Origin of the sequence: Streptomyces sp. NBC_00704 (genome assembly GCF_036226605.1) — a bacterium.
Classification (GTDB): Bacteria; Actinomycetota; Actinomycetes; order Streptomycetales; family Streptomycetaceae; genus Streptomyces.
This window is the reverse complement of sequence record NZ_CP109000.1, coordinates 2138545-2150823: the sequence shown is the minus strand read 5'-3', so window position 1 is coordinate 2150823 and position 12279 is coordinate 2138545. Positions and strand designations below refer to the sequence as shown.

Genomic DNA, 12279 nt, shown 5'->3' with positions numbered 1-12279 from the left:
GAGCCGCGGCCAGGCCTCGTCAACCCGCAGTCGTCAGGAGTCCGCCATGAGCGAAGAGCGCCCCACGCCCGACGCAGCCGGGGAGCCCGCCGGCGCCGGGACGGCCGACGAGCAACCGCGCGTGAGCGACGCCGACGCCTGGGCCACCGCCGCCGCCGAGGACCTGGCGGCGGAGAAGGCCCGCCGCCGCGCCGAGCACGGCCCGCAGCCGGGCTCGGCCGCCGAGGAACTGCGCAAGCTCGTCGACGCCGTCACCGACAAGCTGTCGTCGATCCAGTCCCCGCTGCTCGGAGCGGTCGCCGGCCCCGCGGCCCAGCAGGCCGTCCGCCAGGTCGTCCAGCAGGCCAGAGCGGCGGTGGAGCCCGTGATCGAGCGCAACCCGGACGTCTTCGACCACCTCGCGGCGGCCGGCGGCGAACTCCTCGCCGCCTACCGCTCAGCGGTCCAGACCCAGGAGCGGCGCTGGACCGCCGGAGCGGGCGACCCGCGCGACACGGGCCCCGACGGCGGCGAGGGCACGGGCCCCGGCCAGCGCATCGACTTGGACTGAAGCCCTCCCGGGGCAGGGCCTCGGGTACGGTTGGCCGTAGCGGGGCTCGACCGAAACTGAGGGATTCATGGGACTCACCATCGGCGTCGACATCGGCGGCACGAAGATCGCGGCCGGCGTGGTCGATGAGGAAGGCAGCATCCTGTCGACCCACCAGGTGCCGACCCCGGGCACGCCCGAGGCCATCGTGGACGCCATCGCCGCCGCAGTCGACGGCGCGCGCGTGGGACACGACATCGTCGGGGTGGGCATCGGCGCCGCCGGTTACGTCAACCGGCAGCGCTCGACGGTCTACTTCGCGCCCAACATCGACTGGCGCCAGGAGCCGCTGAAGGCGGAGGTCGAGGCCCGCGTCGGTCTCCCGGTCGTCGTGGAGAACGACGCCAACGCCGCGGCCTGGGGCGAGTACAAGTTCGGCGCCGGCAAGGGGCACCGCAACGTCATCTGCATCACGCTCGGCACCGGCCTCGGCGGCGGCATCATCATCGGCAACAAGCTGCGCCGCGGCCACTTCGGCGTCGCCGCCGAGTTCGGCCACATCCGCATGGTGCCGGACGGCCTGCTGTGCGGCTGCGGCTCGCAGGGCTGCTGGGAGCAGTACGCCTCCGGCCGCGCCCTGGTGCGCTACGCCAAGCAGCGCGCCAACGCCACCCCGGAGAACGCCGAGGTCCTGCTCGGCCTCGGCGACGGCAGCCCGGACGGCATCGAGGGCAAGCACATCTCCATGGCCGCCCGCCAGGGCGACCCGGTCGCCGTCGACTCCTACCGCGAGCTGGCCCGCTGGGCCGGCGCCGGCCTGGCCGACCTCGCGTCCCTGTTCGACCCGTCGGCCTTCATCGTCGGCGGCGGCCTCTCCGACGAGGGCGAACTGGTCCTCGACCCGATCCGCAAGTCCTACAAGCGGTGGCTGGTCGGCGGCAACTGGCGTCCGGTGGCCGACGTCATCGCGGCCCAGCTCGGCAACAAGGCGGGCCTGGTCGGCGCGGCGGACCTGGCCAGAGAGCCCGACCCGATCATGTAGCCGCGCCGCCGCCGGCGGGCGCACGGCGGTGACGGACGGACCGGGCGTGACGGACGGGCCTGGCGTGCCGGTCGCGGCGGACGTGCCGGTTGTGCCGGACGGGCCGGTCGTGCCGACCGTGCCGGACGGGCCGGTCGTGCCGACCGTGCCGGACGGGCCGGACGGGCCGGTCGTGCCGGACGGGCCGGTCGTGCCGGACGGGCCGGTCGCGACGGGCGTGACGGCGTGCCGGGCGTGCCGGGCGTGGCGGACCGGTTGTGCCGGCCGGATCGGTCGTGCCGACCGGGTCGTACCGGCCGCACCGGCCGCACCGGCCGCACCGGCCGCACCGGCCGCACCGGCCGCACCGGCCGTACCGGCGATCCGGCACACCGGTCCGGCGTGCGGCGGGACGGCGTGCGGTGGGACGGCGTGCGGTGGGACGGCGGTAACACGGGGGCTGCTCGCAGCCCCCGTTCGCTTTTCCGGACGTTCGGGACGCGGCGGCGTATCTTGATCGCTATGCCGACGACCTCGCCGCTTCCGAACTCCCGCACCGAGCCCGACGGTTCGGCCGTCATCCGGGTCCTCAGCTACAACGTCCGCTCCCTGCGGGACGACACCGACGCGCTCGCCCGGGTCATCACCGCCTGCGCTCCCGACCTGGTCCTCCTCCAGGAGTCGCCGATCTTCTTCCGCTGGCGCAAGAAGCTGGCCCGGCTCGCCGCGGCCACCGGCCAGGTCATCCTCACCGGCGGCGGCACGGCCGCGGGGCCGGCCGTCCTGTGCTCGCTGCGCGCCACCGTCGAGCGCACCGAGGACGTGCTGCTGCCGCTCACGCCGGGTCGGTTCCGGCGCGGACTGGCCACCGCGGTGGTGCGCTTCGGGGACGCGCGGGTGGGCGTCGTCAGCTGTCATCTCGGGCTGACGGCGGCCGAACGCCGCGAGCAGGGCGGCATGCTCCTCGACCGGCTGGCCGGGCTGGGCGTGGAGCACGCGATCGCGGGCGGCGACATCAACGAAGGGCCCGACGGACGCACCTTCGGACGGCTGGCCGCGACCCTCCAGGACTGCCGCACGGCCGCGCCCTGGGGGAGCGAGCACACGTTCCCCGCCCACGGGCCGGACCGCCGCATCGACGCGATCTTCGCCACGAAGGGCGTGCGGGCACTGGGCTGCGGGGTGCCGCGCGGGCTGCCCGGGGTCACCGACGCCGACCTGCGCGCGGCCACCGACCACCTGCCGGTCCTCGCCGCCGTCAGGGTCCCCGCCGCCGGGTCATCGCATCAGGCCGGCGCGGGCAGCACGCCCTAGACGACCGCTCCCCGCCCGGGGTCGCCCTCGTCCTCGTCGTCCGGCCGCATCCGCACCACCAGGGTGGCGAAACCGCCGAGGAAGCCGCCGACGCAGACGGTCGTCAGCCACCACGTCATCTCCCAGCCGAGCAGCACCGACAGCAGGAGCAGCACCGGTCCGCCGATCACCCCGAGCCAGGCAAACTTGGCCGTGGTGTCGGCGGCGGGCAGCGGCGGCGGCTCCGGCGGGACGAAGTGACCCTCGTCGTCGTCCTCGTCGTCCTCGTCGCCCTTGCCGGAGGATCCCTCGGCGGGCTCGGCGAGCGTGTGGTCGCGCGGGCCGACGCCGGGCGCGAAGGCGACCGAGCTGCCCAGCGGCTTGGCCGGTTTCTTCTCCTCGCCGGGCTCCTTGACGGGCTCTTCGCCCGTTTTCGTCCCCGGCTCTTCGTCGTTCGCCCCGACCTCCAGGAGCGCCAGGTCCTCGACCGACTTGAACGGCTTGGCGCCCGGCGGGTCCGGGGGCTCCTCGCCGAACCCGGCGACGATCGCCGCCCACGCCGCGGCCTCGTCGAAGGGCACGCTCTGCTCCTCCGGCTCGTGGCCCCGCCGGGCGTCCAGGCCGTCCCGCTCGTCCCGGTTCTCCCGGTCCTCGCGGTCGGAGTCGTGCTCAGCCACCTACGGCCGTCCCTTCCTTGCCGACACTGGGCGCGATCCGGGCGATGAACGCGTAGCTCTCCTCGAAGATCCGGTCCGCATCGTGGTCCAACGTTGCCACGTGGTAGCTCTGTTCCAGCAGGATCTCGGTCACGTCCGTCGACGACACCCGGCTGAGCACCCGGGCCGAGTCGGCGGGCGGCACCACGTGGTCGTGGACGCTGTGCAGCAGCAGCAACGGCTGGGTGACCTGCGGCAGCTCGCCGTCCACCAGCCGCAGGAAGGTCCGCAGGGAGTGCGCCGAGTGCAGCGGCACCCGGTCGTAGCCGCTCTCCAGGACGCCCCCCTTGGCGATGTCGCTGGTGATCCCCTTCGTCGTGCGCACGACGTGGCGGGCCACCGGGAGGGCGCGGGCGGCCAGACCGTGGACCTTGTTCGCCGGGTTGACGACGACGACCCCGTCCACCGCCTCCCCGTGCCGGGCGGCCAGCCGCAGGGCCAGCGCGCCGCCCATGGACAGACCGGCCACGAACACCCGTGCGCACCGGCGGCGCAGCGCGCGCAGCTCGCGGTCCACCGCGGCGTACCAGTCCTGCCAGCCGGTGAGGGCCATGTCCTGCCAGCGCGTGCCGTGCCCGGGCAGCAGCGGCAGCGAGACGGTCAGGCCCTGCCCGGCCAGATGCTCCGCCCAGGGGCGCAGCGACTGCGGGGAACCGGTGAAGCCATGGCAGAGGAGCACGGCGACCTCCCCGCCCTCATGGCGGTACGGCTCGGCTCCAGGAAGGACCGGCACCATCGGTCTCCTGTCTTCGTCTGTTCTGCATGGGAGGGACGTGTGTTTCACCGTACGCGACCCCACCGACACCGACCAGGGTCGCCGGAGCCTTTGCCGCCACCGGCGGGTTAAGGTCTGTGCGACACAAACAGGAGGCACTCGCTTGTTGTACGGCGCGATGAAGGTCGCTATCGGGGGACCGTTGAAGGTCGCCTTCAGGCCCTGGGTGGAAGGCCTCGAGAACATCCCCGACGAGGGCCCCGCGATCCTGGCGAGCAACCACCTGTCCTTCTCGGACTCGTTCTTCCTGCCCGCGGTCCTGGACCGCAAGGTCACCTTCATCGCGAAGGCGGAGTACTTCACCACGCCCGGGGTGAAGGGCCGGCTGACGGCGGCCTTCTTCAAGGGCGTCGGGCAGCTCCCGGTGGACCGCTCCGGGGGGCGCGGCGCCGGCGAGGCCGCGATCCGCAGCGGCATGGACGTGCTGGAGCGCGGTGAGCTGTTCGGTATCTACCCGGAGGGCACGCGCTCGCCGGACGGGCGGCTCTACCGGGGCAAGCCGGGCGGCCTCGCGCGCGTGGCGCTCGCCACCGGGGCGCCGGTGATCCCGGTCGCGATGATCGACACGGAGAAGATCCAGCCGCCCGGGAAGGTCCTCCCGAAGATCATGCGGCCGGGCATCCGCATCGGCCGGCCGCTGGACTTCAGCCGCTACCAGGGCATGGACCACGACCGCTTCGTGCTGCGCGCCGTGACCGACGAGGTCATGTACGAGATCATGAAGCTCTCCGGCCAGGAGTACGTCGACATGTACGCGACCGCCGCCAAGCGGCAGATCGCGGAGGCGGCGAAGGCCGAGAAGGAAGCGGAGAAGGCCGCGAAGGCGGCTCTCGCGCAGGCCGAGAAGGAACAGGCCAAGAAGGACGAAGAGCGGAACGACGACGCGGCGCGGAACGAGGGCACGGCGCGGAACGACGACGCGGCGCGGAACGACGACGCGGCGCAGAACGAGGACGCGGCGCGGAGCAAGGACGAAGAGCGGCCGTAGGACGCAGTGCGGCCGGGGGACGAAGAGCGGTAGTCGGCGGTCCGGGGGGCGGGCGAATGGCCAGGCGCGAGGCAGTGCTGAGAATGTCGGTCGAGTTGCCGCTGTGGCGTGCGCTCGCCGGCTACCGGGTGCTCACCATGCTGTACGCGGTGGGCTTCTTCGCCACCGCCTACGACGGGTTCGCGCGCCCCTGGGTCGCCGTCGTCTACTACTGCGTCCTGTTCGTGTGGACGCTGGCGACGCTGCCCAGGGTCGCGAACGCGGCGAGCTGCACCAGGCGTTTCCTCGCCGTCGACCTGGCGGTCGCCCTGACCGGCATCATGCTCACCGCCGTCGCGGACAGCCACGAGCGCATCCAGTCGGGCGGGCCGACGCTGCCGTCGATATGGACCGCCGGCTCGGTCCTGGCCTTCGCCATCAAGGGCGGCTGGCGCTGGGCGGCCTTCGCGTCCACGGCCGTCGCGGTGACCAACCTCGTCGAACGCGGCACCCCGGCCCGTGACACCGTGCACAACGTCGTCCTCGTGTGGGTCGCCTCCATCGCCATCGGCTACGTCGTCGAGGTGGCCCGCGCCTCCGAGCGCACCCTCGCCCGCGCCCTGGAGATCGAGGCGGCGACCCGCGAGCGCGAGCGCCTCGCCCGGGACATCCACGACAGCGTGCTACAGGTGCTGGCCATGGTGCAGCGGCGCGGCGCGGTCATCGGCGGCGAGGCGGCCGAGCTGGGCCGGATGGCCGGGGAACAGGAGGTCGCGCTGCGCACGCTGGTCTCCGGCGGCCTCGTGCCCGTCTCCCGGGTCTCGCGGGACGCGGCCGACGGCGCCGTCGTCTACGCCGTCGACGATCCCGCGCCGGAGGAGGCCGAGCCGGACGGCCCGCTCGATCTGCGCGCCCTGCTCGCGCCGTTCGCCGCGGCCCGGGTGAACCTCGCGGAGCCCGGCGCGCCGGTGGTGCTGCCGGGGCCCGCCGCGCGGGAGCTGGCGGCGGCGGTCGGGGCGGCCCTGGACAATGTGCGCAGACACGCCGGCGACGACGCCCGCGCCTGGATCCTGGTGGAGGAGGAGCCCGACGCGGTGATCGTCACCGTGCGGGACGACGGGCCGGGCATCCCGCAGGGGCGGCTCGCGCAGGCCGAGGGCGAGGGCCGGCTCGGCGTGGCCCAGTCGATCCGCGGCCGGCTGCGCGACCTCGGCGGCGGCGCCGAGCTGATCTCGACGCCGGGGCAGGGCACGGAGGTCGAACTGACGGTGCCGAAGGAGAAGAACGTGCAGCGGGGGAAGGCGGGATCACGATGAGCGGGAGACAGGATCCGATCAGGGTCATGGTGGTCGACGACCACCCGATGTGGCGCGACGCGGTCGCCCGGGACCTGGCGGAGTCGGGCCTGGACGTGGTCGCCACCGCCGGCGACGGCGAGCAGGCGGTGCGCCGCGCCAGGGCCACCACGCCCGACGTGCTCGTGCTGGACCTGAACCTGCCCGTGAAGCCGGGCGTCCAGGTGTGCAAGGAGGTCGTCGCCGCCGACCCCGCCCTGCGGGTGCTCGTGCTGTCGGCGAGCGGCGAGCACGCCGACGTCCTGGAGGCGGTGAAGTCGGGCGCGACCGGTTACCTGCTGAAGTCGGCGTCCACGGAGGAGTTGCTGGACGCGGTGCGCAGGACGGCCGCCGGCGACCCGGTGTTCACGCCCGGTCTCGCCGGACTGGTCCTGGGCGAGTACCGGCGGCTCGCCTCCGACCCGGGGCCGGCCACCGGTGGCGACGAGCCGGACGCGCCCCGGCTGACGGACCGGGAGACGGAGGTGCTGCGCCTGGTCGCCAAGGGTCTGAGCTACAAGCAGATCGCCGAACGCCTCGTCATCTCCCACCGCACCGTGCAGAACCACGTCCAGAACACCCTCGGCAAGCTCCAGCTGCACAACAGGGTCGAACTGGTGCGATACGCCATCGAGCGGGGTCTCGACGACGAGTGAGGGACGGGCCACACTGACCCCTCGTCAGGCAGTAACGGCGAAGGGACTCGTCCATGCGCGTCGGAGTACTGACCGGAGGCGGGGACTGCCCCGGCCTCAACGCCGTCATCAGGGCGGTCGTCCGCAAGGGCGTCCAGGAGTACGGCCATGAGTTCATCGGCTTCCGGGACGGCTGGCGCGGTCCCCTGGAAGGAAGGTCGGTCCCGCTCGGCATCCCCGCCGTGCGCGGCATCCTCCCGCGCGGCGGCACCGTCCTCGGATCCTCGCGGACCAACCCCCTCAAGGAGGAGGACGGCGTCCGCCGCATCAAGGACACCCTCGCGCGGCAGGGGGTGGACGCGCTCGTCACGATCGGCGGCGAGGACACCCTGGGCGTCGCCGCCCGGCTGTCCGACGAGTTCGGGGTGCCCTGCGTCGGCGTCCCGAAGACCATCGACAACGACCTGTCCGCCACCGACTACACCTTCGGCTTCGACACCGCCGTCGGCATCGCCACCGAGGCCATCGACCGGCTGCACACCACCGCCGAGTCCCACATGCGGGTCCTCGTCGTCGAGGTGATGGGCCGTCACGCGGGCTGGATCGCCCTGCACTCCGGCCTGGCGGGCGGCGCCAACGTCATCCTCATCCCCGAGCAGCGCTTCGACATCGAGCAGGTGTGCGCCTGGGTGGCCTCCCGCTTCCGGTCCTCCTACGCCCCGATCGTCGTGGTCGCCGAGGGCGCGATGCCCCGGGACGGCGACGCGGTGCTGAAGGACGGCTCGCTGGACTCCTTCGGGCACGTGCGGCTGTCCGGCGTCGGCGAGTGGCTCGCCAAGGAGATCGAGCGGCGCACCGGCAACGAGGCCCGCACGACGGTCCTCGGCCATGTCCAGCGCGGGGGCACCCCGAGCGCGTTCGACCGCTGGCTCGCCACCCGCTTCGGCCTGCACGCCGTCGACGCCGTCCACGAGGGCGACTTCGGGAAGATGGTCGCCCTGCGCGGCACGGACATCGTCCGCGTGCCGATCGCGGAGGCGACGGCCCGGCTCAAGACCGTCGACCCCGCGCTGTACGCGGAGGCGGGGGTGTTCTTCGGCTGAGCCGCTACGCGTCCAGGCGGGTCGCTCGGAGGCGGGCGACCGCCTCCCGCACCAGGGCCGCGCCGTTCAGCGTCAGCACCGACTCCGGATGGAACTGCACGCCGGCGAACCCGGGCCCCCGCAGGGCGTGCACCTCCCCGTTCGGTGCCCGGCTCACCTCCACCCCGCGTGCCGCGAGCCCGCGCGCCTCCTCGTCGTCGCACCGCGCCGCGAAGCTGTTGTAGAAGCCGACGGTCTCGGGCCGTCCGAACAGGTCGACCTCCGTCTGCGCACCCTGGTACGGCACCTCCTTGCGGACGATGTCGAGCCCCAGTTCGGCCGCGATCAGCTCGTGCCCGAGGCAGACGCCGAGCACCCCGTGGCGGTGCTCGCGCAGCAGCCGGGCGGTCAGCTCCCGCAGGAACCGCATCTTCGGGTCCCGCGGGTCGGACGGGTCGCCGGGGCCGGGGCCCAGCACCACCGGCCCCGCGTGCGCGCGCACCGCGTCCGGCACGCCGGCGTCGTCGTGGCGCAGCACGCTCACGTCGAGTCCGGCGGAGCGCAGCACGTGCCCGAGCATCGCCGTGAAGGTGTCCTCGGCGTCGACGACGAGCGCGTGCCCGGTCAGCTCGCCGGTCCGCTCCTGCATCCGCAGCCAGAACGGCGCGAGCGAGGCCCGCCGCCCGTCGAGCGCGGCCCGCACCCGGGGGTCGTCGGCGAGCCGCGGCCGCGCGTCCTCCCCGCCCGGCCGCCGGGGGCGTACCCCCAGCGCCGCCAGCACCCCCGCGGCCTTGGCGTGCGTCTCGGCGACCTCGCCCGCCGGGTCCGACCCGCGCACCAGCGTGGCCCCGACCGGCACCCGCAGCCCGCCGGCCGCGTCGATGTCGGCGGTGCGGATGAGGATGGGGGAGTCGAGGGTCTGCGCCCCGCCGGCGTCCCGGCCCAGCAGGGCCAGCGCGCCCGCGTAGTACCCGCGCCCGCCGGCCTCGTGCCGCTCGATGACCCGGCAGGCGTTCTGCACCGGCGAGCCGGTCACGGTCGCCGCGAACAGGGTCTCCCTGAGCACCTCGCGCGCGTCCAGCGAGGACTTCCCGCGCAGCTCGTACTCGGTGTGCGCGAGGTGCGCCATCTCCTTCAGCCGCGGCCCGACCACCACCCCGCCCATGTCGCCGACGGTGCACATCATCTTGAGCTCCTCGTCGACGACCATCGACAGCTCCTCGATCTCCTTGCCGTCGGCGAGGAAGTCCAGCAGCAGCTCCGGCGTCGGCCCCCCGGCGGGATACCGGTACGTCCCGCTGATCGGGTTCATGACGACCGTGCCGCCGGACATCCGCACGTGCACCTCGGGGCTCGCCCCCACCAGCGTCCGGTCCCCGGTGTGCACCACGAAGGTCCAGTACGCGCCGCGCTCGCCCGCCAGGAGCCGCCGGAACAGGGCCAGGGCGTCGGCCCGGGAGAATCCGGGGATCTCGCCCCGGTACGTGCGCCGGATCACGAAGTTCGCGCCCTCGCCGCGGCCGATCTCGTCCCGCAGCACCCGCGCGACGATCTCCGCGTACTCGTCGTCGTCCACGTCGAAGCCGCCGCCCTCGACGTCGACCCGGTGCGCGGGCAGCTGGTCGAGCGCCGTCGGCAGGGGGATCTCGTGCCGTTCCTCCGGGACCAGCACGCTCAGCGGGGTGCCGTCGTCGCGCACCTCGAAGCCGCGCTCGCGGATCTGCCGGAACGGGACGAGCGCCAGCCCCTCGTCGGGCAGGTCGGCCAGCTTCTCGTGGACGGCGACCGGGCCGAGGAGCAGCTCCACGACGTTCTCGTCGCGGCCCGGCGTACGGCGGCGCAGCAGGGCGAACGGGCGGGGGTCGGTGAGCAGGTCGAGCAGATGCATGGGGCGTGTCCTTCTCTCTGGTGGCTGGCAGGAGCTGTCAGGGAGAGGGGCGGCCGGGCCTGGAAACGCCGAAGGCCGCCCCTCGGGGCGGCCTTCGCGATGTCGTGGGTACGCGCAGTCAGCGGGCCGCCGGAGGAGCGGTCCACCACCAGTTCTGGGTCGAAAGCGCGAACATGCGCCGCACCTTACCCCATGCGTCCCGGGTCCACAGGTGAGCGGGCGGGTGTCTCACCTGTCGAGCCGCGCGAAAACGACTCGACACGACCCCGTAATGTGGAGGGCGTGACCGTGAACGCTAAGACCAGCGCCAGCGCTGGCAACACCTGGCGAGACCTGCCCGCGGCGCAGCAGCCCGAGTACCCCGACACCGAGGCTCTGCGCGCAGTGATCGCGGACCTCGAGTCGTATCCGCCGCTCGTCTTCGCGGGCGAGTGCGACCAGCTGCGCGCCCGGTTGGCGGCCGTCGCCAAGGGAGAGGCGTTCCTCCTCCAGGGCGGCGACTGCGCCGAGGCTTTCGACGCGGTGTCGGCCGACCACATCCGCAACAAGCTCAAGACGCTGCTCCAGATGGGCGCCGTGCTGACGTACGCGGCCTCGGTGCCGGTCGTCAAGGTCGGCCGCATCGCGGGCCAGTACTCCAAGCCGCGCTCCAAGAGCACGGAGACGCGCGACGGCGTGACCCTGCCGACGTACCGGGGCGACTCGGTCAACGGCTTCGACTTCGACGAGAAGTCGCGCGTCCCGGACCCCGAGCGGCTCAAGCGGATGTACAACGCGTCCGCGTCGACGCTCAACCTGGTGCGTGCGTTCACCACCGGCGGCTACGCCGACCTGCGGCAGGTGCACGCCTGGAACCAGGACTTCGTGAAGTCGTCGCCGTCGGGCCAGCGCTATGAGCAGCTCGCCCGTGAGATCGACCAGGCGCTGAACTTCATGCACGCGTGCGGGGCCGACCCGGAGGAGTTCAAGACCGTCGAGTTCTACGCCTCGCACGAGGCGCTGCTGCTCGACTACGAGTCCGCGCTCACCCGCGTCGACTCCCGCACCGGGCTGCTGTACGACGTGTCGGCGCACATGGTGTGGGTCGGCGAGCGCACCCGGCAGCTGGACCACGCGCACATCGAGTTCGCCTCGAAGATCCGCAACCCGATCGGCGTCAAGCTCGGCCCGACGACGACGGCCGAGGAGGCGCTTCAGTACATCGAGCGCCTCGACCCCGACCGCGAGCCCGGCCGGCTGACCTTCATCGTCCGCATGGGCGCCGACAAGGTCCGCGACAAGCTGCCCGAGCTGGTCGAGAAGGTCACCGCCTCGGGCGCGACCGTGGTCTGGATCACCGACCCGATGCACGGCAACACCTACGAGGCGGCCTCGGGCCACAAGACCCGCCGTTTCGACGACGTGCTCGACGAGGTCAAGGGCTTCTTCGAGGTCCACAAGGGCCTCGGCACCCACCCGGGCGGCATCCACGTCGAGCTGACCGGCGACGACGTCACCGAGTGCGTGGGCGGCGGCGACGAGATCTTCGTCGACGACCTGCACCAGCGCTACGAGACGGCCTGCGACCCGCGGCTGAACCGCAGCCAGTCCCTGGACCTGGCGTTCCTGGTGGCGGAGATGTACCGCGACCAGTAGGAAGAGGCCGCGAGGGCGGTGGGGCGCGGATCACACCCGATCCGCGCCCCACCGCCCTTTTGCGCTCACGGAACGCCGGGTAAGGTTAGGTTAGCCTTATCGATCTCGGCAGGAGGTGAACCGCGTGTACGTCTGCAACTGCTTCGGCGTGACCGAGGCGCAGGTCCAGCGGCACGTGGACGACGGGGCGTGCACCCCCCGCCAGATCGCCTCCGCCTGCAAGGCCGGCACCGACTGCGGCTCCTGCGTCCGCCGGATCCAGGCCATGCTCGGCAGGGGAGCCTGCTCGCGCGGCGACCTCGCCGACCGCGTCGCACCGGCCGTCGCGGAACGGGGAACCTCGTCCGTCGCCGCCGGGTTCGAGGGCGCGGCCGCGGCCTGACCCGGGTCTCGTGCCCGGCCTC

Annotated in this window: 13 protein-coding genes; 9 read left to right on the top strand and 4 right to left on the bottom strand. The window is 73.3% G+C overall.

Annotated features, from left to right (window positions below; genetic code table 11):
- The first annotated feature begins 46 nt into the window (after positions 1 to 46).
- The 3 genes from OG802_RS09515 to OG802_RS09505 all read left to right on the top strand — a co-directional run bounded on the left by OG802_RS09515 (position 47) and on the right by OG802_RS09505 (position 2864).
- On the top strand, positions 47 to 550 hold the full coding sequence (locus OG802_RS09515; protein WP_329409028.1) for a DUF5304 family protein: 504 nt from the start codon (positions 47 to 49) through the stop codon (positions 548 to 550).
- 67 nt (positions 551 to 617) lie between these two features.
- Complete coding sequence (locus OG802_RS09510; RefSeq protein WP_329409026.1) at positions 618 to 1571, top strand: ROK family glucokinase; 954 nt, start codon at positions 618 to 620, stop codon at positions 1569 to 1571.
- 501 nt (positions 1572 to 2072) lie between these two features.
- The gene (locus OG802_RS09505) at positions 2073 to 2864 is read left to right on the top strand and encodes an endonuclease/exonuclease/phosphatase family protein (RefSeq protein ID WP_329409024.1); all 792 of its coding nucleotides are present in this window, start codon (positions 2073 to 2075) and stop codon (positions 2862 to 2864) included.
- On the opposite strand, the gene OG802_RS09500 is transcribed toward OG802_RS09505, so the two are convergent.
- Complete coding sequence (locus OG802_RS09500) at positions 2861 to 3520, bottom strand: hypothetical protein (protein ID WP_329409022.1); 660 nt, start codon at positions 3518 to 3520, stop codon at positions 2861 to 2863. The genes OG802_RS09505 and OG802_RS09500 overlap by 4 nt on opposite strands.
- The gene (locus tag OG802_RS09495; protein ID WP_329417009.1) at positions 3513 to 4292 is read right to left on the bottom strand and encodes an alpha/beta hydrolase; all 780 of its coding nucleotides are present in this window, start codon (positions 4290 to 4292) and stop codon (positions 3513 to 3515) included. Before OG802_RS09495 ends, OG802_RS09500 begins: the two co-directional genes overlap by 8 nt.
- A gap of 160 nt (positions 4293 to 4452) precedes the next feature.
- Between OG802_RS09495 and OG802_RS09490 the strand changes: the two genes are divergently transcribed.
- Genes OG802_RS09490 through OG802_RS09475 form a run of 4 tightly spaced genes read left to right on the top strand, consistent with a single transcriptional unit; the run spans position 4453 to position 8373 of the window.
- Entirely contained in the window at positions 4453 to 5322 is an 870-nt protein-coding gene (locus OG802_RS09490; RefSeq protein ID WP_329409020.1) for a lysophospholipid acyltransferase family protein, read from the top strand.
- Positions 5323 to 5378: 56 nt separating this feature from the next.
- On the top strand, positions 5379 to 6617 hold the full coding sequence (macS, locus tag OG802_RS09485) for a MacS family sensor histidine kinase (protein WP_329409018.1): 1239 nt from the start codon (positions 5379 to 5381) through the stop codon (positions 6615 to 6617).
- Positions 6614 to 7291: a response regulator transcription factor gene (locus tag OG802_RS09480; protein WP_329409016.1), complete on the top strand. Its 678-nt coding sequence runs from the start codon at positions 6614 to 6616 to the stop codon at positions 7289 to 7291. The genes macS and OG802_RS09480 overlap by 4 nt, the downstream gene beginning before the upstream one ends.
- A 53-nt stretch (positions 7292 to 7344) precedes the next feature.
- Positions 7345 to 8373 carry a 6-phosphofructokinase gene (locus tag OG802_RS09475; protein WP_329409014.1) on the top strand — a complete coding sequence of 343 codons (1029 nt, stop codon included), beginning with the start codon at positions 7345 to 7347 and terminating at the stop codon, positions 8371 to 8373.
- A gap of 4 nt (positions 8374 to 8377) precedes the next feature.
- Here the strand turns inward: OG802_RS09475 and OG802_RS09470 are convergent, their stop codons facing one another.
- Entirely contained in the window at positions 8378 to 10240 is a 1863-nt protein-coding gene (locus tag OG802_RS09470; protein ID WP_329409012.1) for an anthranilate synthase family protein, read from the bottom strand.
- Positions 10241 to 10358: 118 nt separating this feature from the next.
- Positions 10359 to 10415, bottom strand: coding sequence for a trp operon leader peptide (locus tag OG802_RS35930; RefSeq protein WP_393345483.1), 57 nt, complete (start codon positions 10413 to 10415; stop codon positions 10359 to 10361).
- A gap of 107 nt (positions 10416 to 10522) precedes the next feature.
- On the opposite strand from OG802_RS35930, the gene OG802_RS09465 reads away from it, so the two are divergent.
- Positions 10523 to 11875 (top strand): class II 3-deoxy-7-phosphoheptulonate synthase, encoded by a 1353-nt coding sequence (locus OG802_RS09465; RefSeq protein WP_329409011.1) that lies wholly within the window; start codon positions 10523 to 10525, stop codon positions 11873 to 11875.
- Between the two features lie 115 nt (positions 11876 to 11990).
- Entirely contained in the window at positions 11991 to 12257 is a 267-nt protein-coding gene (locus OG802_RS09460) for a (2Fe-2S)-binding protein (RefSeq protein WP_329409009.1), read from the top strand.
- The last annotated feature ends 22 nt before the right edge of the window (positions 12258 to 12279 follow it).